Genomic DNA, 24,821 nt, shown 5'->3' on the forward strand with positions numbered 1-24,821 from the left:
AAAAAAGCCTCTCCATTCAGGAGAAGCTTCTTAATTAATGCATCAGCAAATCTTTTTGTGTGTCTAACGAGTGTTTTGTATATAAATCTCTTTCAATCGCATATTTAGGACGCTGTTTCACTTCGTTGAAAATCTTGCCAATGTATTCTCCGACAAGACCTATTCCCATTAGCTGCAGGCCGCCTACAAGCCAAATTGATAAAATAAGAGACGTCCAGCCAATTTGCGTATGATCTAAATATTTTTGAATCAGCGCATAAATGCCAAACAAAATACTAAAGAGAAACGAAGCTCCTCCAAGCAGCGTCAGTAAGCGTATAGGTGCTACGCTAAAAGACGTAATCCCGTCAAATGCAAAAGCGAGCATTTTCTTTAGCGGATATTTTGACTCACCCGCCGTCCGTTCTTTGCGGTCATATGTGACTTCCGTGGAGCGAAATCCTACTAATGGTACAAGGCCCCGCAAAAAGACGTTTCCTTCTTTATATTTCATGAGTTCACCAAGAGCACGTTTGCTCATAAGGCGAAAATCAGCGTGATTTTGAACAAGCTGAATTCCTAGCTTGTTCATAAAACGATAAAACCCTACTGCCGTGGTTCGTTTGAAAAATGTATCGGTTTCTCTGCTGTCTCGAACGCCATATACAACTTCATACCCAAGCCAATATTTCTCTACAAAAGTACGAATGACACTGATATCATCTTGCAAATCCGCGTCAATGGAAATGACGCAGTCAGATTGCTTATGAGCTGCTTCTAGTCCTGCAAGCAAAGCATTTTGATGTCCTACATTTCGCGCTAACTTTAACCCTTTTACAAACAAATTGCTGCAGCTTTCTTTTTCAATAAGCGACCACGTGCTGTCTTTACTTCCATCGTCTACAAATAAAATAGTGCTTTCACTTGATACAAGTCGTTCATTAATCAGTTCTTTTACTACAGTAGTTAATTGAAAAGACGTCTCTGTGAATACTTCTTCTTCGTTGTAGCATGGAACCACGATCGTTAAAATAGGTCTGTTCATGTTATTGCCCCCTTACTTTGCTTCATATACATACACTTTCCAAGCGGACTGTTTATCGTTAAATGCTTTTAAAAAGTGCAAACCGTCGCTTTCAGCATTTTCAATTGGCACAGCTGAAAAAATATAGCGACCGCCCATTTTTTTAAATTGGCTGATATTAAGCTGCAAATGACGAATTTTTTTCGTTGAGTCTTTTCGGTAATCATATTTTTTACCTAGCTCGCTAACAAACACATAGCAGCGATTGCCCCAGTGATCATAGTAGCTTTCTAGTTTTTTATTTTTATCAAGCTCTTTGGCAATAATTTTGCGAAACTCATGTTTATATGTTAACGGATAGAAGTTGTTATACGTATCTAGCGTATAAAAGCCGTTATACTGAGCAATTGATGGATGAAGCCCTATGCTCGCTACGCGATAAGATGATTTAGGTTTTCCAATATATCTGCTTATTTCATCAAACTGATGCACAGCATAAAATTCTTTGACTGAAGGCTCGTGATTGTAGCGATAGTAAAGTTCAGGATTTGCTATAAATAACACAAGCAGCTGTAAAATCAAACATACCCACACAAACTTTTTCCACGCCTTGCTCCTTTTCCATAAAACATAGCTGCCAACGGCAAACATCAAATAAATAATGAGCGGGCGTAAAAAGTGAAATCTAGCAAAGTTGAACGTATTAAAAAGCTGATATTTTTCTTTTAGCGGCTCCCAACCTTTATAAAACCAAAACGCATACCAAATCGACAGTAGTAGATTAAGAATAAATAACTGCAAAAACGTTTTGTCAAGCTTTTCCTTGCGATTTCGAGCAACAAACCACAATACGACAAAAGAAAGCGGTAAAATGACAAAAGTATGAAGCGTCATTACATGCGTATGCCCGAGCGTATAGTTCTTCAAAGCAAGGCGAACGGAATGTCCAAAGCTTAGAGTAGAGCTTAAAAATTCATTTCGACTCGTCGGGGCCTCCGGAAATAAAAGCGAATCAACAAGTCGGTATTCAATGAGCAGAAAGACAGCAGTCATCGCTGCAATACTGCTTAAAAAAGGAATATTCCACGCTCGTTTTTTTACTACGTCTCTTAGCCATAGCAGCCCCATCGCTGCTAAAAAGAAGAAAAACCCGAGCACAAAGCTCGCGTAAAACGGGAGCAGTAAAAGTGTAAGCCATTCCTTCCACGTTCCTTCGCGGTTTCGAATGGTTAAAAACGCCCACAGCGCTAGCGGCTGTCCTAATGTACTCAGCATGCCCGAAGGCCAAAATGGCGTAAGTGCAAAAGCAAGCGATACAAGCACTCGAATCGCATACGCATCCTTGCTTTTAATAAAATGCTTTTTTAATAATAAATACATTCCAATTAAAGCAAATACGCGCGTGATCGTTTGACTCAGGCTGTATGCAAGCATGGTCGGGAATACACCATACAGCCACTGGATACCGCTAAATTCTGTTCCAAACGTATTCCTCGGCAATCCGTTAATAATTTGAGGTAATACGGCATGACTGGAGCCAAACAGCTCTCCGCTTCGATGCAGAACTTTATACCACGTAATATTTGAGTCTAAATTATCATGCACGCGTATATGTGAATTTTCCCCAAGCAAAAACATAGGAGATACATACGCAAGCAGCAAAAGGAAAGCGATAATAAGCAATGTTTTTTCTTTATTCATAGCTGTTTCTTTCTTCATCTGTTAACACCTATTTCCATTTCATAATGACTAAAAGCTAATCGTGGACGACTGCTTCTTTTTTTGTATTAAATACAAAGTATTTTTGACCCGTATAATTTAAAAGCGTATACAGACCTGTTCCAATTAATATACCGACGTCTTTTTTGAACGGATGCACCGCAACAGGAAGTTGATGCAATAACCAGCTGGAGAACTGCAGTCCAATATAGTAAGACAAGCCGTAGCAAATGCCAATAACTAAAATAAAACGCAGTATGCTTTTTGATAAATGAACTCCGCTTTTAAACGTAAATATTCGATTTAACACGTAGCTGACGACTGCCCCCGCTGCATTGCCGACGAACGTCGCTATCCAGTAATGATGAAAGATATGAAGCAGCACATACATAATGGAGAGACCTACTGCTGTATTGACCAGTCCCACTACTAAAAAACGTACAAAAGATCCTTTCATATAAACTCCTTTTGATTTTGATACTTTCATAAAAATTACATATTATGACTTTAAATACAGTTTCAGTGTAGCAACTCCACTTAAAAATCTAATGAAAATAACATTAAAAACAGATGAAAAAAAGCTAAAAGAATCAATAAAAATCAGGATTCTTTCAGCTATTTAGTAGAGCCTTCAATCATTAATTTTTGATCGCTTTGATTATCAAACGCATCCACTGCCGCTACTTCTATTTGATACGCAGTATGAGGCTGCAAACCGGATAACGGAAGACTTAAAACATCCGGAACAGGATCGCTGTAATATTGAGAAAATGCATTATATGTTTTGACCACTTTTCCAGTTTCTTTATTTTTGACGGTAATGCGATAAGAATGAACCATCAGATTATCCACCGCTTGCGTAAACTGGATATAAAGCTGATTTGCTGAAGCTTTTTCTTGTATAACAGAAATAGTAGAGCTTGGAAGAAAAATCGGTTTTACTAAATCTCGCTCATTCGTGTAGTGAAATTTTTTTGTATCTGCAGGTATGTCAATTTCCCACGCTTCTCCCGTCCACTTATTTGCGTGAAAATCCCGCCTTTTAACGACTACTTTTCGATTATAAACCTCTACAAGAAGACCTTGACTCACATCTCGGTAGCCAGGAGGAAGTTCACCTTGTAAATATCCAGCACCAGGCCATATATACCGAACAGAAGACATTGCAAGAGAGGTGAAATCTCTTTGGAAAATAGTACGAGGGTCGTCCAACGGATGATGGGTATGACCAGAAAACGTAATGACCTGCGGATAAGGTTTTAACGTATTGTAAAGAAGCTGTTCATTCACTTCTATCCCCCATCTGTTTTTCCCGTACAATGTATTGTTAATAGGCTGATGAATAAAGACAAAAATCGGTTTTTTAGGATCGTCTCGCTTTGCTATCTTCAACTGTTCAGCAAGCCAGTTAATTTGTTTGATTGAATAATCACCGGCGGTCAGACGGCTTTCTGTTCCAAGCATGATAAAATGATATCCTTTTATCACTTGATGAAAGTAAAGAGACTTCATTTTGGTTTTAGATAAAAAACGCTGCTGCGCTTGCTGATTGGTTACACTGTCCCGGTATTCATGGTTGCCAATTGTAAAAAGAGACACGGCCTGCGACTGTTTATTTTGATTATAAATAGAAAAAAAGCGATCGTATTCTTTTAATGCGCCTGTGTCGGCCAAATCTCCTACGACTACAAATGCATCTTGTTTCGGTGCCTGTTCATTTAATTGCGTTAATGCATGTTGAAAAGTACGCAAATCAAGCGTTCCTGTTTCCTTAATATGAACATCACTGATCACAGGAAAAACTAGCTTTGGTTCGATGTATCCGCTTCGTCCGCTCTTCTCTTCAGCTCGTACATTTAAGGTAATCCCGCATATAAGAACACTTATTAATACTAAAGCGAGCCAGTCTTTTTTCAGCGTTTCCATAAAACCGCCGAGCATGATGCTTCCTCCTTCCTTCACTGCTGCGTCTCAGTCATTTTCTCTACGTGTATGAGCTTTTATTTTATGTAATTTCAAAATATCTAATCGTATAGTTTCAATATTTCTTTTCGTGTTTGCATACACTATGTTCACAATCAATTCATTACACTTTTCCTAGTCATAGTGGTATGATTTTCGTATATTACAGACTAATTGTTGAAAATGTAGGAGTGAATATTTTGAAAACGGTCGCTGTTATTGGAGGAGGAATTACGGGCTTAACCACTCTGTACTATTTGCAGAAACTAAAACGAGAACGTAATCTTCCGCTTAAATTATTATTACTAGAGAAACATCCCCATCTAGGAGGGAAAATCAATACGCGTGAAGCTGGGGAATTTATTATGGAAACAGGGGCGGATTCTATTGTGGCTCGAAAAGAAAACGTTATGCCTCTGCTAGAAGAGCTGTACTTAACAAACGATTTAGTCTATAACGAAACGGGCAAATCATTTATTTACTCTGCTAATGAGCTGCTTCCAATTCCTGAAGATACCATGTTCGGTATTCCAACAAGCGTGGAATCTCTTTTTAAAAGCGAGCTGATTTCTTCAAAAGCGAAAATTACAGCTTTAAAAGACTTAATTACTAAAAATACAACGTTTACGAAAGACAGCTCGATTGGACTCTTTTTAAAACATTTTTTAGGAGAAGAGCTAGTAGAAAAGCAAATTGCACCTATTTTATCGGGCGTCTACTCTGGCGATTTAGACAAGCTCACGATTTCTTCGACTCTCCCGTATCTGCTCGACTACAAAAACACGTACGGCAGCATCATCAAAGGAATGGGCGCCAATGAAAAAAAATTTAAAACGGCAGGAAATAAAAAATTCATTTCGTTTAAACAAGGTTTATCAACGATTATTCACCGCTTAGAAGAAGAGCTTTCTGATGTAACGATTTTAAAAGATACGCCAACCACCAGCATAAAACGGAACGGTGAACGCTACCAAATCAGTACGCCGGGGCAAGCCCATTCAGCGGATTACGTGGTGTTAGCTACACCGCACACGGCTGCTCAGCACCTGTTGAACGATCCCGAATTAAACGAAGACTTTGAGCAGTTAAAAGATTCTTCTCTCATTAGCGTGTACATCGGCTATGACGTTCCAGACGAATACCTTCCCGCTGAAGGCACCGGGTTTATTGCTTCTCAATCAAGCAACTTAATCGCCAATGCCTGCACGTGGACGAGCAAAAAATGGGCTCACACCTCTAAGCGAGGGAATTTGTTAGTTCGCCTGTTTTATAAAAGCACGAGTCACCACTTTGACAGCCTGCGGACGATGTCAAAAGAAGAGCTGCTAGCAGTGGCACAAAAGGACATTAAAAACAGCTTAGGGATCAAAGAGCAGCCCATTGAAAGCGACGTAACAAATTGGGATAAATTGATGCCTACCTATCACCTTAAACACGGTGAACTCGTACGCAGCTTGACTCAAAAATTGTATGACAAGCACCCCGCTATTACATTAGCCGGCTGTTCTTACTATGGAGTGGGGATTGCAGCGTGTATAACAAACGGCAAACAAACGGCCGAAGCTATCTCTCAACAGTTGACTTAAACAAGGTTTGAAAACAATAAAAGGCCTGAAAATAAATATATTATTTTCAGGCCTTTTATTACCTTTTCGTTAGCATATAAAGCTACTTTCCTTACTATTAACAACTCTTTTATCGCTTTTCTTTTTGCAAAGCAGCAGTAGCAAACAATACAAGATAGCGCTCGTCTGAAGTTAATCTAAGCCAATGTTTCACTTTATATCTCACAGGTTTCCGCTCCCTTCCTTCAAGGTTTTATATGGAAAGACTTTATATAAAGATTTAATAATGATAAGAAATGATGCTTGATATGTATTTTATTCCCACGCACGCTTGTTTACAAACTTTTTTAAGCATAAGACTCTTCGTTTATTTCCCTGAAAATAACACTATTTTCGCCATTATCATCTTACTATTTGAGAAAAAAGTGTACATTTCTTGCCTATTTTGACGAACATTGCGATAAATAAAAGCTGCCAACTGCGGCAGCTTTTATGTTAAAGGACTAATCTAATTATATTTCCTGATGGATCTTTTGTGATGAAATCTTGGTTTTCTTTAGACACAGCTGCTCCGATTTCACGAAGCTGATTTATTGCCTGTTCCCTTGCTTCTTCAGCTGGAAAAACAAGTGTAAATGAGTCCAAACCAACGCTGTTTTCAAGAGGACTAGGCGCTCCAATTCCATTCCAAACGTTTAGTCCGATGTGATGATGATAGCGGCCAGTTGAAATAAACAAGGCTTGATTATGGTAATTGCTCACAACCTCAAAACCTAATCCATTTCGATAAAAGTTTTCCGTTTGCTCTAATTCAGAAACGTGAAGGTGAATATGTCCCATTAAGGTAGCTGAAGGTAATCCTGTCCATGGTTTACCGTTTCCTTCAGATAATATCGCTTCTGCGTCTAAAGGTTTTGTAGCCATTACTACTTCACTGTCATTCCATTCCCATGTACTTGACGGACGATCTCGATAAATCTCTATGCCGTTTCCATCTGGATCTGCCAAGTACAGCGCTTCACTCACTAGATGATCAGACGCCCCTTGAAGCGGATAACCGCTATTTAACAGATGCTGCAGAATACTTCCTAAATCAGAACGAGTCGGCAACAATAGAGCAAAATGATATAAGCCTGTTGTACGAGGCTGTTTTGCTGTAACGCTTTCCGGCTGTTCAATCGATAAAAGCGCCGTGCGTCCATCAGCTGTTAACAAGGCTTTGTTCTCTTTTCTCCCTAAAAGTTTAAACCCGATTATTTGCTGATAAAAAGCAAGTGAACGCTCTAAATTTTCTACTTTTAAATTTACTTTCCCAACAAATACATGGGGTGCACGGTGAAAGTTCATGATTATTTCTCCTCGTATATTATATTTAAGCCCTATTTAGGAGCTAAGATCTGTTTCCATATTAATTAATAAACTAAATAACATATTACTTGGACGTCTCAAGATATTTCTAGATAATGATCATAGGATCATTTGGGACAATTCTTCTTTCTCCTGTGGATTAACCACAATGTAAGACTGTTTCTCAGTGAACGCGCGGGACTCCCTACTCGCAGGCTGAGCAGCCTGTCATTCGAACCTAGAGGGTAGTAGCTCTATGGCGGCTTTCGAATGCAGGGGAAGCTCTGATACACGAGGTTGTTGGTCGGCGTACACACTAGAGATATCTCGAGACGTCCAAGGAAATGCCAAGTGATTCTAAATCGAAAGGAGGTCTCTCCCGTGAGATTATTTGTTGGTTTAGATGTAAGTTCGTTTGATATGAAAGTATGCATTTTAAATGGTGAAGGAGAAAAGCTGAATGCCTTTACCGTCACCAATGACTTACCAGGCGCGACGTTGCTTAAAGAGCGTTTATTGGACTGCATAGGCGATCAAGAAGTTGACGTCTTAAAGATTGGCTTAGAATCTACATCGGTCTATAGTTTTCACCCGTCGATGTTTCTCCATCATGATGAAGACTTAAAAGTCTTCGGTGCCAAGGTGTTTGTCATGAACCCTAAACAAATAGCTAATTTTAAGAAAAGCTATTCGGACATGAACAAAACAGATGAAATCGATGCCTTTATCATTGCGGATTACTTACGTTTTGGACGTAACCAGATGTCAGTGGTCAAAGAAAGCCAATACGTGGCCTTACAACAACTGACTCGGTCCCGTTACCAACTCATTCGTATGATGACAAAAGAAAAGCAGCATTTTCTTCAACACCTAAGCTATAAGTGTAATACTTTCTCTCAAGAAGTAGACTCCTCGGTCTTCGGTAACGCAATGATGGAGCTTTTCTTAGAGAAATACAGCTTGGAAGAACTAGCCCACCTACCACTGGAGGAACTAGCAGCATTCCTTCAAGAGAAAGGGAAAAACCGATTTGGTGACCCGAAATGTGTGGCAACCTCCATTCAGAAAGCCGTGCGATCTTCGTATCGCTTGGACAAGGTAGTGGAAGATTCCATGGATGTGATACTTGGGACCTCGATCGAGGTCATTCGCACCTTCCAAAAGCAGATAAAAGAAATTGACAAAGCGATCAAAAAACTGATGGCTGGATTGACACACACGCTTGAATCCATCCCTGGAATTGGTCCCGTATTCGCTGCGGGTATCATAGCTGAAATTGGCCAAATAGACCGGTTTGATGATGAAGCTAAAGTAGCAAAATACGCAGGTCTATACTGGCGAAAGCATCAGTCTGGGCGCTTTACTGCCGAAGACACGTCCCTATCACGTAACGGTAACCACTACTTGCGATATTACTTAGTTGAAGCCGCCAACTCCGTACGAAAGCAAGTTCCAGATTACCGGGATTACTACGTGAAAAAGTACAGTGAAGTACCAAAACATCAACACAAACGTGCACTCGTTCTAACCGCAAGAAAACTCGTGCGATTGGTGGATGCGCTACTACGCAGTCACCAACTCTTTACGCCAGAAAGGGGCGTGAAAATATGACATAAAACTTGTCATCGCTACCTTTCAAATATTTTCCAGTAAATAACATTCGTTACTGGTCTAGTTTCGTGATGCTTTTTTTAAGTAAATTGCCCTTTGATAACTTTACGTTCTTTCATTTTTCAGTTGACATACTACCGCAGGTCTTTTAAATAGATCATTTTTTAATTAACTTACTTTATGTAACTTATTATATTTTTATAACTTTGTTTCGTCAAGTTATTTATTTTACTATCATAACTTAAAACTCATATCACAGCATAACCAATTAAATAAGCCCGCCTGCTCATAATATAGTATGAACAGGCGGGCTTACTTACCATTAGGCTATGCATAAACTATCAAAACAGTTCTCTGCTTTTACGTTTGACGTTTCCATTAACAAAATACTGTATTCTCTCTTTTTGCTCATTTGTTGGCTTCTTATACGTTTCACATTCAAACTGAAAACATGCTTTTTCTAAATCGACTTCATTTCCTACAATTTCTCCAATCGCACTCAATTGGTTTAAATCTCTCCAAAGTTCCTCAGAAGTTTCAGGGTCAAAATGAGATGAAAGATAATACTGCGCATCATATTTTTTAAGTTCTCTCTGAATCCGCTCAAGGTCTTCTTTATCATAACTCCAGTCACCGCTATAAAAATCTGGACATAGACAATCACCTAAAAACAGTACTTTTTCTTTGGGGACGTAGACAACGGACGAGTCCTGCGCGTGTACCCCTCCAATATGCTGAATGCAACAAGTGATTCCACCTAGGTCAACTTCCATATGATGATGAAACGTTACGTCCGGCTCCCGTAAAATTAACGTCTCTCGACACGGCATTTCTTTCTTTATCATATCCCGGCAAAATTCGATTTCCTCCCCTTCCTGGACGCGTTTATCCAAGGAATCATCGTCCCAGCGCAGTGTCTTTAAATAGGCCAGCTTTTTCTTCGTCAAATGATGGCTGATTGTATATTTGTTCATTGCATGAATGCCAAATGTATGATCCCAGTGCCAATGCGTAATAGCTACTCCTTTGATTGGAGGGGCTCCCATTTTTTCCACTTCTTCTAAAAATGATGATGCATGCGCAGGAGAATTCCCAGCATCTACGAGGAAACTATACTTCTCCCCGCATATAAGCCCGAGCACCGGCCGATCCGTTTCTTCAGAATGAGGAAAGTAATAAACGTGGTCCGTTAGTTTTTTCAGCATATTTACACCTGCTTTATGTAGTTTAATAAAAACCTCTTTACTAAATGGTAAATAATGATAAATAAACTGTATCATACTCGGTGCTGCTTGCCTATCCCATTAGCTGATATTCGACTTTTCTTGAAAAGCTATAACTTTTTCGGGCTCTGCTGCTTTGTACTTTAAGAAGATCATCACACTAATCATCACAATCATTCCTCCCGCTAGCTGAGAAATGGTTGTCATTTCTCCAAGCAAGAAATAGGCGAGAATGATGGCACCAATTGGCTCGCCTAAAATAGCCATCGAAATCGTTGTAGCACCTACATACTTTAACAGCCAGTTAAATAAGGCGTGACCAAAAATATTAGGAATAAGCGCTAAAAGCAAAAAGATCCACCAATCCTTTGTGTCATACTGAGTCAGCGATACGTTTGTACAAATATTGTAGACAAATAGAACCAGTCCACCGATTAAAAAAACGGCGAAGCTATAGATGATTGGAGGCATTTTCCTGCATAGATCTTGCCCCGCCAGCATATGAACAGAAACGGCCACTGTACCTAAAACAGAAAGTAAGTCTCCGTAAAGAGCCGTTTTAGATACTCCGATATCGCCCGATGCGATAATCACCGAGCCGCTAACAGCCATTAAAATACTGATGACTCCTACTTTGCTTGTTTTTTCTTTAAATAAAAAATAAGCTCCAATCACTACGAAGACCGGCTCGAGCGCAGTCAAAATCATAGCGCTAGCAACTGTTGTATGTGAAAAAGATTCCATCCAAAACAGAAAGTGAAGCCCTAAAAACACGCCTGATACAGCTAGCATTAGCCATTCTTTTACCGTGCTGTTTTTAAAAAGAATTTTCATTTTTCTCCATGGTAAAAACGGTAAAAATAAAAGGACGGTAAACAGCAGTCTATACATTCCTAAAATAGAAGCAGGCGCATCCGACCATTTAATTAAAATAGAAGAAAAGGAAACGGCTAATACACCGATTAAAAGAAAGACAGGAGGCGGTAAAGGAAGAGTTGATTTATTCATGCCATTACTCCTTTTAGAATCTCTTTTTTCATATTTACTACGGGAATATTCACTCCCCCTCTATGTACGATTTCTTTTTCCTCTATGTAAAAGCCGATTGATTCATATAAAGCTATATTACGAGAAACACTCATTCTCACCTTGCATGATAAACTTTCCTTACCACACTCTTTGGCGTATGTTTCTAACCATTGAATAAGCCGTTTAGCCAGTCCTTTTCCTTGAAAAGCAGGGATAACAGACAGACGGTAAAAATATAAGCTCGTTTCTTCTAGCGTAAAGCGCGCCATCGCTACGGGCTTATTTTCGACGTATAAAATGACAGCTTCTTTTCCATGCTTTAACGATTGCATAATAGATTCCGTTGTTTCATCAAGAGCACTGGAAGGTGGGACAGAATCGCGATAGACGGAGAAGGCTTGCAGCATAAGATCGTGAACTGTAGCAGCGTCCTCCGGCTGTGCTAAACAGTAGTTCATAAATTTTACCTTCTTTCTATAAAAATTAAGTATATCGAATTATTATACAACACCACCTATTTTTTTCCTACACCTTTTATTGATTTTTATTAAGGAGAATAACCTCTTTTTAAGCTCTTATACCTTCTTAGCTTTACTCCATTAAACTATTAATTCATTAGCACACACTCTTGAGAACTTTTTGTCGAAATGGTTAAAATTCTGTTGGGAGGGAATTATCATGACATTTTCTTGGCTTATACCTTACATAGCCGTGTCACTTATCATTGTCTTAATACCAGGACAAGACATGATTTTTGTAATGACACAAAGTATTGCTTCAGGCGTCAAAGCAGGCATCAAAACCGTACTGGGATCCATTACGGGAACATTTGTACATACTCTTTTAGCCGCAGTGGGGCTATCTATTATCTTTCAAAAATCAATTATTGCCTTTACGATTCTAAAGGTTGTAGGTGTTCTGTACCTGCTGTTTTTAGCCTACCAATCGTTTCGCGAAAAAAGCGGTCCGTTGGAATTAACAGAAAACGTTCAGCACCACCATCACTTTAGAAAAGGATTTGTTAGCAACTTAACCAATCCAAAAGTAGCTATTTTCTTCATTACGTTCTTACCGCAGTTTGTTAATTCGTCTCTTGGACATGTAAGTTTGCAGATGATTTTGTTTGGGATCATCTTTATCGCCGAAACGCTCATCATCTTTTCACTTATTGCGCTATTTGCTTCTGGCCTTGGGAAAAAAGTCAAAAAAAGCCGTATCTTTCAGCACACATTAAAATATGTAAAAGGAACCGTTTTTGGGGTACTTGGCCTAAAACTTTTATTTTCTAGCAACAATTAAGTAAAACAAAATGAAATTTCTTTCATCCCTGCTGTTATCACCTTTTCATACCCGCTTCATTTGTCATATCACCCTATTTTTCCATGTGAGGTTAGTTGACAAAAGACCAAAATTATTATTTTATATATATATAAGGTTCAGATTTAGCAACAAGATTCGACAAGGATAATGAAGAAAAACAGCGGGGAAATAGGGAGATCTATCTAAATAGAGGGAAAATTCTATAAATTCACGTTTTTTATTATTATTCTACTATAATTCATGAAGAGGTGAAACTATGCAAGAAGTAGTTCAAGGTTTTGTTAGTTCAATCAACGAATTTCTTTGGTCCTACTTACTGATTGCGATGCTGATTGCATTTGGTTTGTTTTTTACATTCAGGTCAAAGTTTTTACAAATTCGGTTATTAAGAGAAATGATTCGTGTATTAAAAGAAGGTGCGGATAGCTCTTCTAAAGACGGAATTTCGCCATTCCAAGCGTTTTGTATCAGTATGGCAGCCCGCGTTGGTACGGGGAATATTACAGGTATTGCGATTGCGATCGCTTTAGGGGGACCTGGTGCTGTATTTTGGATGTGGGTACTTGCCGTTATTGGTTCAGCTTCAGCATTTGTCGAGAGTACGTTAGCACAAATATACAAAGTAAAAGACAAAGACGGCGGCTTCCGAGGCGGACCGGCTTACTATATGGAAAAAGGGTTAAAAAAGCGCTGGATGGGCGGACTGTTTGCTGTCTTAATCACTTTATCCTTTGGCTTAATTTTTAATGCTGTACAATCGAACACGATTACCCTTGCGTTTGAAAATGCGTTCGGAACGAATCGTCTAGTGTTAGGAATTATTATGACAGTGGCTTTCGCTGCCATTATTTTTGGCGGAGTTAAGCGTATTGCAAAAATGTCAGAATACATTGTTGTGGTACTAGCTGTTGCCTACATTGCAGTAGCACTCTTCATTATTATTATGAACATTCAAGAAATGCCTTCTCTTATTGCGTTAATCGTTAAAAATGCATTTGGTTTCGAGCAAATTGCTGGCGGTTCTCTTGGAGCAGCTCTTATGCAAGGAATTAAACGCGGATTATTCTCAAACGAAGCGGGTATGGGTAGTGCGCCAAACGCAGCCGCAGCTGCAACAACAAGCCACCCGGTAAAACAAGGATTAATTCAAGCCTTTGGTGTATTAACGGATACGCTTATTATTTGTAGTAGTACTGCCTTTATCATTTTACTTTCAGGTGCTTATACAAATAAAAATTTAAGCGGTATTGAATTAACACAAGCTGCTTTAAGCACTCATATTGGTTCTTGGGCAACAGGTGCTCTTGCAATTATGATTTTCCTATTTGCGTTTAGTACATTAATTGGTAACTACTACTACGGAGAAACAAATATTGAGTTCTTGAACACAAATAAAGCTTGGCTGATGACTTATCGTGTTGCTGTGCTTGCAATGATCGTGTTCGGTTCTATTTCTCAAATTCAGCTTGTATGGGACTTAGCAGACCTGTTTATGGGCTTTATGGTAGTAGTCAACTTAATCGCAATTCTCCTGCTCTCGAAAGTGGCCTTTGCCGCACTCAAAGATTATCTTGCCCAAAAGAAAGCTGGAAAAGACCCTGTCTTCTATCAAGACAGCATTTCTGGACTTGATAATATTGATGCATGGGATCATTCAAAAGATAAATCTAGCTCTAAAGAAGCGATCTAATAAAAAAAGCCGTGAATATTCACGGCTTTTTTATTGTGCAAATTTACTTCTTTTTTTCTTCTAGTGAAGCAGTCTAAGACTAACCAAATACCTATAGTATAAATAAATTACGCTGTACGGAATCCAGTAGGAAAAAAATGTCCAGCCGAGATTCCATCCGTTTCCGTATATAACTCTTTCCATATACATATACGTTCCTTCTAAAAATGTTGTAAACAGCGCTATAAGAAAAATAAAAAAATGAGGCTTTCCGATTCGCTGGATTAAAAAAATCATATAGCTGGCCAATACAGGATAAACACCTAAATTAAAAGGCAGCGCTTCTAATGCTTCATTTTCTAAAGAAGTCCGGAGTTTCCAAAAGCCATAATAGCTCCCTAATTCATTGATAACGATTGCTAAAATGCAAAAAGCAGTTCCTACTAAAGGCAGTAAACGACGATTTCTAGGATGTAAATAGAGGGTGCCAAAAATCCAAGGTAAAACAAACGCCAGCGCTATATTGATAAGCAAGAATATCCGACCTTTTTCTTTCTAGTATGCCACACCGCACCTTTTTCTAATCATCTCATTATCTTGAACGCAGCAAGTGTAAAAGTATCTTATCTCTGATCGTTAAACCAGAGTGCTTACTTTATGATTACTGTGGTTCGTCCCTTGCTTTTTTCATTTATTTTAATGAAGCAAATTCAGCGTCTTTTTTCTGGTAATAGTTTTGAACTAAACGCCCTGATAAAGCAGCTAATACCTGCTGAAATAACATCCCTAATACGACCGGTACAGCAACGGGAGCTGGAAAATAAGATACGGCTAATACGGCTCCGGCGCTAATATTTCTCATGCCTCCGCAAAACGTAAGCGTCACAACTTTTGCTCGGTCCCATCTTAGCCATTTGCCAATCATCCAGCTGAAGAAATAACCAGCTGAACTCATTAAAAAGACGATCACGATAATAAACAGCAGTTTTTTATCAATATGTTTTAAATAAGGTGCAATCACTCCCCCGTTTACCATAACCATCACACTTAACCCTATTTTCGAAACAGGTGCCAGCTTTGGTCCTAAGGTCTGCTTAATTGTTCCTTTTGTATATTGATTTAAGCACATGCCTAACAAAGATGGAAGGACAATCATAAAACATAAATCTTTGACTAACTTTAGCGCTTCCAAATGTACGGTGTCTCCAACCACCAATAAAAGCGTATAAGGAACGATAAGCGGTGCTAAAAGAGTATCAATTAAAATAATGGATAGTGCAAGAGGAATGCTTCCTTTGTAAATCGAGACCCATATAAAACTAGTCACTCCCGTTGGAATAATTGCTGCTAGCAAAAGACCCGTGCTTGTAAATACATCATGTGGAAAAATCACTTGGCCAACGCTCCAAGCCCATGCTGGCATAAAAATATGTAAAACAAACAGAGCCATAATGATTGGAAATGGACGATGTATCGTGGCATTTAATTGGTGAAAGTTTGAATTCAAACTTCCGGCAAACGTCATTAATGCAAAAAGCCATGGAATTAAGAAGGTATACTGACTTAATGATGAACCGATAAGAACTCCTATGAGCAAGCTGAGCGGCGTAATAAACGGCATCAATTTTTCTAGCATTCTATTTAATTGACTTAACAAAGCTTTCTCCCTCCAACGAACGTTTTAAATAAATAATAAGATAAATTAATGTTTATAATATCACCTATTTATTATACAACTTATTTTCAGACTATTGTCTGTCTCTTTTACTAAAAAGAGATATATTCATAATTATCACTTAAATAGATTTACAGGTATTTTTGTGCTATTTTAATAGGGAAGAAGCTTTTAAAAAGCATGAATTTAGGGTAAAGAACACTCTACATAGGAATGCTTTCAATTGACGGATATAAATGGACTGTAGCACAGTTTTGGTAACTAGGAGGATTGTATGGATTTTTTGAAGTCTCTATCATCATTAGATGATTGGAAAAAAATCGTGATTGCGATTGGGATCTTTTTGATCTTTTTAATTCTTCGCAAGCTTTTCACGACTTATTTGTTTAAGTTTATTATTGGTTTTGTCAAAAATAAAAAAATCAATTTAATTACGAGCGTTTTAGAAGCTTTTGAAAAGCCGCTGCGCTGGATTTTTGTGATTATTGGTTTCAAGCTTGCTCTTCCCTATCTTCCCTTTGATGTTTTAACAGCCGACACGGAAAGACATTTAGTTCGTTCAGCTTCTGTTGGCCTTGCAGGATGGGGCTTGTATAATTTAGCTGCTTCTACCAATTTATTTTTTGCAACGTTTGCCAAAAATTTTGATATCCAAGTGGATCGAATCATTATTCCTTTTATTGAAAAGTTTATCCGCATCGTTGTTGTTATGCTTTCTATCTCCATCATCGCAGAAGAATGGGGTTTTAACGTAAACGGCTTTGTAGCGGGTCTTGGCTTAGGTGGTCTTGCTTTTGCCCTAGCCGCAAAAGACACCGTTAGTAATTTATTCGGCGGAATCGTAATTATTACTGAAAAGCCTTTTACCATTGGAGATTGGATTAAAACACCAAGTGTTGAAGGCGTTGTAGAAGATATTACGTTTCGAAGCACCAAAGTTCGAACGTTCGCTCAAGCAGTCGTAACGGTTCCAAATGCTACTCTTTCTAATGAACCTATTATTAACTGGGCTAAAATGGGGAAACGTCAAATTGCCTTTCATTTAAACTTGAATTATAATACACCAAAAGAAAAGTTAGAAACCGTAGTGGCAAGAATTAAAAAGATGCTGACTGAGCACGAAGAAATTCACAATGAAACGATTCTTGTAAATTTTGACGGTTTCTATGAATCTAGTTTAAATATCTATCTGTATTTCTTTACAAATACAACCGTTTTTGCTGATTACTTAGATGTAAAAGAAAATATAAACTTCGAAATTATGGACATTCTTGAAGAAGAAGGCGTAGAATTTGCTTTCCCTACACGCACACTCATCGTTGAGCAGGACGGAAAGCTTTCTGGCAATCCAAAAGAATTTCTAGAAAGTGCTCGAAGCTAAAAAAAGCTGACTTAGTAGTCAGCTTTTTTTCCTTTCTTCTTTAGTTTGAAATGAACATTTGAGTCCAGTAATGACCGTAGCTTCCGCCTTTAGCGTAACCTACTCCGATTTCGGTAAATTGACTTGATAGTATGTTTTTACGGTGACCTTCGCTATTCATCCATGCGTTAACCACTTCTTTTGGAGTTGCTTGTCCAGCAGCGATATTTTCACCTGCTGTACTGTATGTAATGCCAAATTTTTTCATCATGTCGAACGGACTTCCATACGTAGGCGATGTATGACTGAAATAATTTTTATCAATCATATCCTGCGATTTATAGCGAGCCACGCGAGCTACTTCCCAATTAGACTTTAAAGGCTTAAGCCCTACTTTAGCACGTTCTTGATTCACTAGCTGAACCACTTGCTCTTCGTATGAACTTCCCGCTTTATCTGTTGGTATGGTAATTTTTTGTCCCGGATAGATCGAATTAGGATTTTTAATAGCAGAATTCGCTTCAATCAGCTCGGAAACGCCCACCTGATATTTTACTGCTATTTTCCACATCGTATCTCCCGATTGAACGGTATGTACGGTTGCTGCTTGCGCAGTGTTATTAAGACCAAAAGCTAGAGTGACAGACAACAATGTTACTAATAAAAGTTTTGATAGAGTTTTCATACTTTTATTAAAGCAAATTGATTTCAAGATTCATAGCGGTAATATTATCCCATAGTTCCATCATATGACTTTGTCATCTTCCCTCCACACTTTCTTTATAAAAAAGACGCACTGCTCTTTCGCAATGCGCCTTCTTATTATGAAGATAAAGCCTGTGACTGGTTCATGTCCGACACATTAACCGCTTCATCCGTACTTTGATGTACCTGACGTTTTTTAATCACATCAATATATTGAATGTGATGGCCTTCCATTTTCGTAACGGTAAAATCATACTGATCAAAGCTAAGGCTTTCTCCTTGTTTGACGTCATATTTTTCCGTTAAGACCCAGCCTCCAATTGTATCAACATCCGTATCATCAATTGTCGTGCCAAGCAGCTCGTTAAGCTCACTTACTAATAATTTTCCATCTACAATATAATGATCGGGTTTGACTTTCTGAATTAATGGAAGTTCATCCGCATCAAATTCATCACGAATTTCACCGACAATTTCTTCTAAAATATCCTCTACTGTTACAATCCCTGCTGTTCCACCGTATTCATCAATTAAAATAGCCATATGGATGCGTTCACGCTGCATCTTAAGCAATAAATCATGAATAGGAATCGATTCAATTACTTCAATAACAGGACGGATATACTGTTTTAAATCTATTTTTTCCTTGCTGTTGTTCATGACAATCTCGGTTAAAATTTCTTTCATATTGACCATTCCAATAATATGGTCTTTATCTCCATCGATGACCGGATAGCGGGTAAACCGTTCTTCTTGGACCATCTCAAGGATGTATTCGACCGTATCTTCCTGGTCAATTGAAACGACTTCCGTACGCGGCACCATAATCTCCTTGGCAACGCGATCATCAAAGTCAAAAATTTTACTTACATATTTAAACTCCGATTGATTGATTTCACCGCTTTTATAGCTTTCTGATAACAAGATGCGAAGCTCTTCTTCACTGTGTGCAAGCTCATTTTCTGAAGCAGGCTTTAGACCAAATAACCCTGTTATTAAACGAGAAGAACTGTTTAATAGCCAAATGAAAGGATAGGTTACTTTATAAAAGAGTATAAGCGGACGAACAAATAATAAAGTGACTTTCTCTGCTTTTTGAATTGCAAATGTTTTCGGAGCAAGCTCTCCGACCACAACATTTATAAATGTAACAACCGCAAAAGAAATCGCAACAGATAGTACTTTTGTTAACGCTCCGCTTATCCCTAGTTGATCAAGTAATGGTGACAGGAGATGCGAAAGCGTAGGCTCTCCTAACCAACCAATTCCCAGCGCAGTAATCGTAATACCAAGCTGGCACGCAGATAAGTATTCATCTAAATTTGAAATAACTTGCTTCGCAGCTTTTGCATTGCTGCTCCCTTCTGCTATAAGCTGATCCACTTTGGAACTCCTCACGCGAATAATCGCAAACTCGGTAGCAACGAAAAAAGCAGTTAATGCAATCAGTACCGCTAGTAAAATCAAGTTAAATATGTCCAATCAAGTTCCTTAGCTCGTTTAAAAACGAGTAAGGACTCACCTCCTAAAAAATAAAAAATTTGGATAAAGAACTCTATCCCTGTACTGATCACTTGGAAAAGTGCATATAAGGAGGAATCACATGATAAATGTATAAACATTTTTATATGGAGCAAAACTGCCAGCCTTTCTTCCTTATCTCACGTTTCACTCGTTAATGTAGCAGGTCATTCTTTATTCTGCTGTTCTAGATGTGAAGCAATGGCTCACATCGCTTCATTTCATGATGTTGCTTCAGCGCTGATTCTCTCTTCCAATTCATTTATAAAAAATTTAGTAGTTTCCAATCTTTATAAAGTTAAAGTCTGTTAACGCCTTAAAAGAGCGATTATGTGATAAAGAGCGATATGCGTGAAGCAAATGTAGGTTTGTATAATACTGTATTGTACGCTTTGACACTGGTGCATATAATGCTACTTCGCCAACGTGGTACACTGCCCCATCCAATCACCTCTATTTCCGTATATCTAAAAAGATTCAGGAATAATTATCCTATTTCTTTTTAAACTTATTGACTTTATTTTAAATGTTAAAAACTTTGCAGTCAAACGTTTTAGTTAGTCTCCTGCCCTTGCTATTTACTGGTGCGGCGATTTTTAGCAGGCAAATAAAAGCTTGCTGCTACACAAAAAAAACCAAGGACAAAACAGATAATGGGGAGTTTCATACCTATCGCTTCAGCATAATAAGTGAGACTCCTTCCGTGAATAGGGACAAGATTCATTTCAAAAATCAAAGTCAAAACAGCTGTCACTTTGAGTGCAATACCAACAATGAAAAGACAAACTCTCAGGCCTCCACTCATATGCAAAAACATCCCTTCTATCCATTAGCGAATGGATGATGTACTACACCATATGATACATCCCTACACTTTATCACTAAATGCTAAAAAAGCGCTATGTCCATGCATGGACGCTTATAAATTTGCAACCACTTGTCCAATGGAATCATAGATAACCAAATCAAACAAATAATCGTAATGCGTAGGTTCTTTATTAATAATCACCATATTTGTACGATTGTACCGGCTCACAAGCAGCGGAATCTGATTAATCGGTGCTACTTCAAGCGATGAACCAAGCACGATGAATAAATCAGATGACAGCGCTGCTGTAACTGCTTCATCGAACTGATGAATGGCATCTCCAAAGAGAACAACATTTGGCTTTAAAAGGCGCTCACACGCTGTACATTGTGGGAGAGCTGACTGATTTAAATACGCTAAGTCATACTCTTTTTTACACCTCGGACAATGAGCTCTCTTAATGGACCCATGAATTTCAAAAACGTTCGTGCTTCCTGCATCTTGGTGCAGCCCATCGATATTTTGCGTAATCACACGCACGGTTTTGGCGTCTTCTAGTTCAGCAATAAAGCGATGGCCCGTATTTGCTTTATACTGATGCAGCATTTTAATATGAAAAATTTCTTTAAACAGCGGCCAAAATTCATGAGGATACTGTTCATAGAAGTCAGCAGCTACTATGTCCACAAAGCTTTTGTTTTGGCGATATAAGCCATTTTGAGAGCGAAAGTCAGGTATGCCCGACTCTGTGCTCATTCCTGCTCCCGTAAAAAAACAAATGTGTTTAGCATCATCAATGAGCTGTTTTAATTCTTTGTACTGGTTTGACATTGCATTTCTCTCCTATTTAACAATTAGCACAGGAATTGTTACTTGCTGTGCAATCTTAGAACTAACGCTTCCAAGCAGCATGCCTTTTACAGGGTTTAACCCTCTGCTTCCTATTACCACAAGGTCAAATGAATTTTGATTAGCAAATTGAATCACTGTTTTAGCCGCGTCTCCGTGCATAAAGGTAATCTCATACTCCACGTTTCCTTGCTTTAAAATTTCATCCGTTGTATGTATCCGACTTTCCCGTTCCTCGTCTCGGCTAAGTGATTTTAACCTTGAATCACCCTCTACTGCATAAATAACTTGAATAAAACTGTTTTCCGTCAGCTGAGCCAGCTGAACGGCTTTTTCTGTTGCTTTAGCTGCATGCTCTGAGCCATCTGAGGCAAGTAAAATTCGTTTAAACATCACGCTTCCTCTCCTCTTTTATAAAATGGTCTTCTCTCTTTACTATATCACTCGCTGTTCAAATGTAATCATTTTTTTGATTATTTCTATAATTTTTAAAATTATTTGTCTACTTTTATGATAAACTGAAAGAAAACGTGTACAGAGGGGATGAACCAATGTTTGGTTTTGAATTAATTTGTACTTTTTGCAAAGGGCTCGGAAAGCTAGCTGTTATTCCTGGTATCGGTTACATGAAAACATGCAAACACTGTGAAGGGACAGGCATGCAATCAAAAAAAGACGAAACTCCTTCTATATAAGAAGCTTCGCCTCAGAAACACTGGGATTAAATTGAAAGTTCTTTAGATAAACGGTACATATCAGCATTGATATGGTGAGGTTCACCTAAAATTTCCATAATATCATAATCTACAATTTCATTTTTACGGATACCGATTGCACGGCCGCCCTTACCTTCTAGTAGAAGTTCGACTGCGCGACCGCCGAAACGGCTTCCTAGCACACGATCTTGAGCAGTTGGAGAACCACCGCGCTGAATGTGTCCTAATACTGTTACACGCGTTTCAATACCTGCAGCTTCATGAAGCTGCTTCGCTACTTCATTACCATTAGCTACACCTTCAGCTACTACGATAATGCTGTGCTTTTTACCGCGCTCTTGTCCTTTTCTCAAACGATCAACCATTTCTTGGAACTCATCTTTTGCTTCTGGGATAAGGATTGTTTCCGCACCGCCAGCAAGACCTGACCAAAGAGCAATGTCTCCTGCATTACGCCCCATAACTTCAATAATAAACGTACGCTCATGAGAAGTCGCCGTATCACGGATTTTATCAATTGCATCGATAACCGTATGAAGAGCCGTATCAAATCCTAATGTAAAATCTGTTCCTGGAATGTCGTTATCAATCGTTCCTGGGATGCCGATACAAGGGAAACCAAGCTCTGTTAGTTTTACAGCTCCCATATATGATCCGTCTCCACCAATAACTACTAAGCCTTCAATACCGTGCTTCTTAAGGTTTTCAATACCTTTTAAACGCCCTTCTTCTGTTTTGAATTCTGGACATCTTGCAGAATAAAGCATCGTTCCGCCGCGTTGAATGATGTCACCAACATCTCCAACTTCTAGCTTTTTAATATTTCCTTCTATTAATCCTTGATATCCTTGGAAGATACCATAAACTTCCATACCTTCATGAATTGCTTTACGCACAACAGCACGAACCGCAGGATTCATACCTGGAGAATCTCCGCCGCTTGTTAATACACCTATTCTTTTCATTACTTTCACCTCATCAAAGTCACATATATGACTACTATATTATAGTTCTACATTTTACCCGAGTTCGAACTTTTTGTGTAGTAATTCACAACATATTTCTTTGTTAAATTTTAAATGTACATACTTTTTCATATCTTTTAGTTATTTACCGTCAAATATTCAAAGTTTTTCTAGTAATATTACACATCTAAAGAACCCTTTTAATTACAGCTTTTATAAGACTATATTCACCTTTATATTTCATTTTTTTCATATATGTAATGAAATTGTAACGTAGAACACTGTCGAAAGATGATATGATGAATTTACTCAAATCAGGAAAAATTTTCAGGGGGTACTAGTTTTATGAAAAAAGTAATAGCAGCTCTTACGCTTGCTGGCGTTATTGTTTCTACTAGCCCGATTGTCAGCCAAGCGGCTCTAGGCGACCAAACGCTTCGCCAAGGCATGAATCACCAAGATGTTAAACAACTACAACAAACGTTGAAAAATAAAGGTTATTTTAAAGGGAATACGACTACATACTTTGGGACTGTTACAACTTCTGCTGTAAAATCATTTCAGCGCAAAAATGGACTAGCAGCAGATGGTATTGTCGGAAAAGGAACGTACGCTAAACTAGGCGTTTCAGCAAAGGGCAAATCGCCTTCTAGCTCAGCGCGCTATAACCCTAACGCAGTGATTAACAAAGGAAAACAGTACATGGGCGTTCGCTATCGCTGGGGCGGAACAACGCCAAGCGGCTTTGACTGCAGCGGTTTTATTGGCTATGCGTTCAAACATGGCGGCGGGGTTCAGCTTCCTCGAACAGTAGCTCAGATTTATCAAAAAGGAACGCGCGTCTCAAGTCCAAAAGCTGGAGATATTGTGTTCTTCCAAACCTATACAAAAGGGCCTTCTCATGCAGGAATTTATTTAGGAAACAACCAGTTTCTTCACTGTTCTTCATCTAAAGGTGTGAGCATCTCTTCTCTAAAAGAGAGCTATTGGAGCAAACGCTATTTAGGTGCTAAAAGAATGTAGTTTCGATAAAAAGGGCAAGCTGTGCGATTTTGATGCGGCTTGCTCTTTTTCTGCATGTAAAAGATTTGGTATAGTAGAAGCAGCGCATTGCAAAACCAAGCGTGTAGATGAATACTGTAAAGGAAGTTGAATAAATGCACACCCTTTTAATTGACATGGATTCTGTCATTTGTGATCTTATGACGGATTGGCATAACCAATATAACAAAGATTATTGCGACAGCTTATCGGTTGAAAAGTTAAAATGCTGGGAATCAGAAAAGTATGTAAAGCCGGAATGCGGCACAAAGATTTATGACTACCTCGATCAGCCGGGGCTTTTTTTACATTTACAACCTCTGCCTCATGCTGTTGAGGTTCTTAAACGACTTTATGAAAGGTTTTCCATTTTAATTGTCACAAGCAGCCGTACCTATGCTTATACAGAAAAAGAGCAGTGGGTTGAAAAACACCTTCCGTTTATCGGAAAGTACAATATCGTGTTTACACACCAAAAAGATAAAATATACGGAGACTTGCTATTTGATGACGCACCTCATAATTTGAAGGCTTTTCAAGCTACAGGCCGCCATGCTGTTGCCATGAGCTACCCGTATAACGAAGAAGTAAATGTCCCTCGCGTGGACGATTGGCTTCAGTTTGAACAGTACGTAAATACTTATTTTAACGAATGTTAATCAAAAAAACACGTAGACTTTTTCATCAGAGAATGAATGCAGTGCGTTTGTGAGCACAGCTATAAGCATAAAAA

The 24,821-nt window shown here is 38.6% G+C and carries 24 protein-coding genes; 8 read left to right on the forward strand and 16 right to left on the reverse strand.

The window, feature by feature from the left end; translation table 11 throughout:
• Positions 1-34: 34 nt before the first annotated feature.
• The 4 genes from NST66_RS19065 to NST66_RS19080 all read right to left on the reverse strand — a co-directional run bounded on the left by NST66_RS19065 (position 35) and on the right by NST66_RS19080 (position 4,663).
• Complete coding sequence (locus NST66_RS19065; RefSeq protein WP_048019921.1) at positions 35-1,024, reverse strand: glycosyltransferase family 2 protein; 990 nt, start codon at positions 1,022-1,024, stop codon at positions 35-37.
• A gap of 12 nt (positions 1,025-1,036) precedes the next feature.
• Positions 1,037-2,722: a DUF6044 family protein gene (locus NST66_RS19070; protein ID WP_154989809.1), complete on the reverse strand. Its 1,686-nt coding sequence runs from the start codon at positions 2,720-2,722 to the stop codon at positions 1,037-1,039.
• Between the two features lie 37 nt (positions 2,723-2,759).
• Positions 2,760-3,179, reverse strand: coding sequence for a GtrA family protein (locus NST66_RS19075; RefSeq protein WP_033579883.1), 420 nt, complete (start codon positions 3,177-3,179; stop codon positions 2,760-2,762).
• A gap of 158 nt (positions 3,180-3,337) precedes the next feature.
• Entirely contained in the window at positions 3,338-4,663 is a 1,326-nt protein-coding gene (locus NST66_RS19080) for a metallophosphoesterase (RefSeq protein WP_340843647.1), read from the reverse strand.
• A gap of 221 nt (positions 4,664-4,884) precedes the next feature.
• Here NST66_RS19080 and NST66_RS19085 point away from each other — a divergent pair, with 221 nt between their 5' ends.
• Positions 4,885-6,270, forward strand: a complete 1,386-nt coding sequence (locus NST66_RS19085; RefSeq protein WP_033579881.1) for a protoporphyrinogen oxidase — start codon at positions 4,885-4,887, stop codon at positions 6,268-6,270.
• Between the two features lie 474 nt (positions 6,271-6,744).
• On the opposite strand, the gene NST66_RS19090 is transcribed toward NST66_RS19085, so the two are convergent.
• Positions 6,745-7,596 carry a VOC family protein gene (locus tag NST66_RS19090; protein ID WP_033579880.1) on the reverse strand — a complete coding sequence of 284 codons (852 nt, stop codon included), beginning with the start codon at positions 7,594-7,596 and terminating at the stop codon, positions 6,745-6,747.
• 381 nt (positions 7,597-7,977) lie between these two features.
• On the opposite strand from NST66_RS19090, the gene NST66_RS19095 reads away from it, so the two are divergent.
• Positions 7,978-9,207 (forward strand): IS110 family transposase, encoded by a 1,230-nt coding sequence (locus tag NST66_RS19095; RefSeq protein ID WP_050691787.1) that lies wholly within the window; start codon positions 7,978-7,980, stop codon positions 9,205-9,207.
• Between the two features lie 341 nt (positions 9,208-9,548).
• Here the strand turns inward: NST66_RS19095 and NST66_RS19100 are convergent, their stop codons facing one another.
• From NST66_RS19100 to NST66_RS19110, 3 genes are read right to left on the reverse strand one after another with little or no spacing between them, the layout of a single operon-like run.
• Positions 9,549-10,487, reverse strand: a complete 939-nt coding sequence (locus tag NST66_RS19100; RefSeq protein WP_028415077.1) for an MBL fold metallo-hydrolase — start codon at positions 10,485-10,487, stop codon at positions 9,549-9,551.
• Positions 10,488-10,511: 24 nt separating this feature from the next.
• Positions 10,512-11,438 (reverse strand): DMT family transporter, encoded by a 927-nt coding sequence (locus NST66_RS19105; protein WP_033579879.1) that lies wholly within the window; start codon positions 11,436-11,438, stop codon positions 10,512-10,514.
• The gene (locus NST66_RS19110; protein ID WP_033579878.1) at positions 11,435-11,917 is read right to left on the reverse strand and encodes a GNAT family N-acetyltransferase; all 483 of its coding nucleotides are present in this window, start codon (positions 11,915-11,917) and stop codon (positions 11,435-11,437) included. Before NST66_RS19110 ends, NST66_RS19105 begins: the two co-directional genes overlap by 4 nt.
• Positions 11,918-12,137: 220 nt before the next feature.
• On the opposite strand from NST66_RS19110, the gene NST66_RS19115 reads away from it, so the two are divergent.
• Together NST66_RS19115 and NST66_RS19120 are read left to right on the forward strand one after the other, a co-directional pair.
• Positions 12,138-12,758, forward strand: a complete 621-nt coding sequence (locus tag NST66_RS19115) for a LysE family translocator (protein WP_028415080.1) — start codon at positions 12,138-12,140, stop codon at positions 12,756-12,758.
• 277 nt (positions 12,759-13,035) lie between these two features.
• Positions 13,036-14,469, forward strand: coding sequence for an alanine/glycine:cation symporter family protein (locus NST66_RS19120; protein WP_028415081.1), 1,434 nt, complete (start codon positions 13,036-13,038; stop codon positions 14,467-14,469).
• 60 nt (positions 14,470-14,529) lie between these two features.
• On the opposite strand, the gene NST66_RS19125 is transcribed toward NST66_RS19120, so the two are convergent.
• Together NST66_RS19125 and NST66_RS19130 are read right to left on the reverse strand one after the other, a co-directional pair.
• Positions 14,530-14,982, reverse strand: a complete 453-nt coding sequence (locus tag NST66_RS19125) for a CBO0543 family protein (RefSeq protein WP_028415082.1) — start codon at positions 14,980-14,982, stop codon at positions 14,530-14,532.
• Between the two features lie 157 nt (positions 14,983-15,139).
• A complete protein-coding gene (locus NST66_RS19130) occupies positions 15,140-16,105 on the reverse strand; it encodes a bile acid:sodium symporter family protein (RefSeq protein ID WP_028415083.1) in 966 nt (321 codons plus the stop codon).
• Positions 16,106-16,397: 292 nt separating this feature from the next.
• Here NST66_RS19130 and NST66_RS19135 point away from each other — a divergent pair, with 292 nt between their 5' ends.
• On the forward strand, positions 16,398-17,504 hold the full coding sequence (locus tag NST66_RS19135; protein ID WP_025750169.1) for a mechanosensitive ion channel family protein: 1,107 nt from the start codon (positions 16,398-16,400) through the stop codon (positions 17,502-17,504).
• A gap of 40 nt (positions 17,505-17,544) precedes the next feature.
• On the opposite strand, the gene safA is transcribed toward NST66_RS19135, so the two are convergent.
• The 5 genes from safA to NST66_RS19160 all read right to left on the reverse strand — a co-directional run bounded on the left by safA (position 17,545) and on the right by NST66_RS19160 (position 21,759).
• The gene (gene safA, locus NST66_RS19140; RefSeq protein WP_074677042.1) at positions 17,545-18,168 is read right to left on the reverse strand and encodes a SafA/ExsA family spore coat assembly protein; all 624 of its coding nucleotides are present in this window, start codon (positions 18,166-18,168) and stop codon (positions 17,545-17,547) included.
• A gap of 137 nt (positions 18,169-18,305) precedes the next feature.
• Positions 18,306-19,670, reverse strand: coding sequence for a hemolysin family protein (locus NST66_RS19145; protein ID WP_028415084.1), 1,365 nt, complete (start codon positions 19,668-19,670; stop codon positions 18,306-18,308).
• A gap of 613 nt (positions 19,671-20,283) precedes the next feature.
• On the reverse strand, positions 20,284-20,514 hold the full coding sequence (locus NST66_RS19150; protein ID WP_016765278.1) for a hypothetical protein: 231 nt from the start codon (positions 20,512-20,514) through the stop codon (positions 20,284-20,286).
• A gap of 114 nt (positions 20,515-20,628) precedes the next feature.
• Positions 20,629-21,348 (reverse strand): NAD-dependent protein deacylase, encoded by a 720-nt coding sequence (locus NST66_RS19155; protein ID WP_340843648.1) that lies wholly within the window; start codon positions 21,346-21,348, stop codon positions 20,629-20,631.
• Between the two features lie 12 nt (positions 21,349-21,360).
• Positions 21,361-21,759: a universal stress protein gene (locus tag NST66_RS19160; protein WP_013058676.1), complete on the reverse strand. Its 399-nt coding sequence runs from the start codon at positions 21,757-21,759 to the stop codon at positions 21,361-21,363.
• 158 nt (positions 21,760-21,917) lie between these two features.
• On the opposite strand from NST66_RS19160, the gene NST66_RS19165 reads away from it, so the two are divergent.
• Positions 21,918-22,061 (forward strand): hypothetical protein, encoded by a 144-nt coding sequence (locus tag NST66_RS19165; protein WP_013058677.1) that lies wholly within the window; start codon positions 21,918-21,920, stop codon positions 22,059-22,061.
• Positions 22,062-22,087: 26 nt separating this feature from the next.
• Here NST66_RS19165 and pfkA read toward each other — a convergent pair whose 3' ends face one another.
• Positions 22,088-23,047, reverse strand: a complete 960-nt coding sequence (pfkA, locus tag NST66_RS19170) for a 6-phosphofructokinase (RefSeq protein WP_028415086.1) — start codon at positions 23,045-23,047, stop codon at positions 22,088-22,090.
• A 345-nt stretch (positions 23,048-23,392) separates the two neighbouring features.
• Between pfkA and NST66_RS19175 the strand changes: the two genes are divergently transcribed.
• Positions 23,393-24,070, forward strand: coding sequence for a C40 family peptidase (locus tag NST66_RS19175; RefSeq protein WP_016765281.1), 678 nt, complete (start codon positions 23,393-23,395; stop codon positions 24,068-24,070).
• Positions 24,071-24,204: 134 nt separating this feature from the next.
• On the forward strand, positions 24,205-24,747 hold the full coding sequence (locus NST66_RS19180; RefSeq protein WP_028415087.1) for a 5' nucleotidase, NT5C type: 543 nt from the start codon (positions 24,205-24,207) through the stop codon (positions 24,745-24,747).
• Positions 24,748-24,821: the final 74 nt, after the last annotated feature.

This window comes from Priestia sp. FSL W8-0524 (assembly GCF_038005965.1).
Lineage (GTDB): Bacteria > Bacillota > Bacilli > Bacillales > Bacillaceae_H > Priestia > Priestia zanthoxyli.

Coding starts and splice junctions, on each gene's coding strand:
- NST66_RS19110 (WP_033579878.1), bottom strand. CDS start 11,917: ATGAACTACTGTTTAGCACAGCCGGAGGACGCTGCTACAGTTCACGAT.
- NST66_RS19175 (WP_016765281.1), top strand. CDS start 23,393: ATGAAAAAAGTAATAGCAGCTCTTACGCTTGCTGGCGTTATTGTTTCT.
- NST66_RS19075 (WP_033579883.1), bottom strand. CDS start 3,179: ATGAAAGGATCTTTTGTACGTTTTTTAGTAGTGGGACTGGTCAATACA.
- NST66_RS19155 (WP_340843648.1), bottom strand. CDS start 21,348: ATGTCAAACCAGTACAAAGAATTAAAACAGCTCATTGATGATGCTAAA.
- NST66_RS19065 (WP_048019921.1), bottom strand. CDS start 1,024: ATGAACAGACCTATTTTAACGATCGTGGTTCCATGCTACAACGAAGAA.
- NST66_RS19070 (WP_154989809.1), bottom strand. CDS start 2,722: ATGAAGAAAGAAACAGCTATGAATAAAGAAAAAACATTGCTTATTATC.
- NST66_RS19180 (WP_028415087.1), top strand. CDS start 24,205: ATGCACACCCTTTTAATTGACATGGATTCTGTCATTTGTGATCTTATG.
- NST66_RS19120 (WP_028415081.1), top strand. CDS start 13,036: ATGCAAGAAGTAGTTCAAGGTTTTGTTAGTTCAATCAACGAATTTCTT.
- safA (WP_074677042.1), bottom strand. CDS start 18,168: ATGAAAACTCTATCAAAACTTTTATTAGTAACATTGTTGTCTGTCACT.
- NST66_RS19165 (WP_013058677.1), top strand. CDS start 21,918: ATGTTTGGTTTTGAATTAATTTGTACTTTTTGCAAAGGGCTCGGAAAG.
- NST66_RS19135 (WP_025750169.1), top strand. CDS start 16,398: ATGGATTTTTTGAAGTCTCTATCATCATTAGATGATTGGAAAAAAATC.
- pfkA (WP_028415086.1), bottom strand. CDS start 23,047: ATGAAAAGAATAGGTGTATTAACAAGCGGCGGAGATTCTCCAGGTATG.
- NST66_RS19090 (WP_033579880.1), bottom strand. CDS start 7,596: ATGAACTTTCACCGTGCACCCCATGTATTTGTTGGGAAAGTAAATTTA.
- NST66_RS19105 (WP_033579879.1), bottom strand. CDS start 11,438: ATGAATAAATCAACTCTTCCTTTACCGCCTCCTGTCTTTCTTTTAATC.
- NST66_RS19080 (WP_340843647.1), bottom strand. CDS start 4,663: ATGCTCGGCGGTTTTATGGAAACGCTGAAAAAAGACTGGCTCGCTTTA.
- NST66_RS19150 (WP_016765278.1), bottom strand. CDS start 20,514: ATGAGTGGAGGCCTGAGAGTTTGTCTTTTCATTGTTGGTATTGCACTC.
- NST66_RS19160 (WP_013058676.1), bottom strand. CDS start 21,759: ATGTTTAAACGAATTTTACTTGCCTCAGATGGCTCAGAGCATGCAGCT.
- NST66_RS19100 (WP_028415077.1), bottom strand. CDS start 10,487: ATGATACAGTTTATTTATCATTATTTACCATTTAGTAAAGAGGTTTTT.
- NST66_RS19115 (WP_028415080.1), top strand. CDS start 12,138: ATGACATTTTCTTGGCTTATACCTTACATAGCCGTGTCACTTATCATT.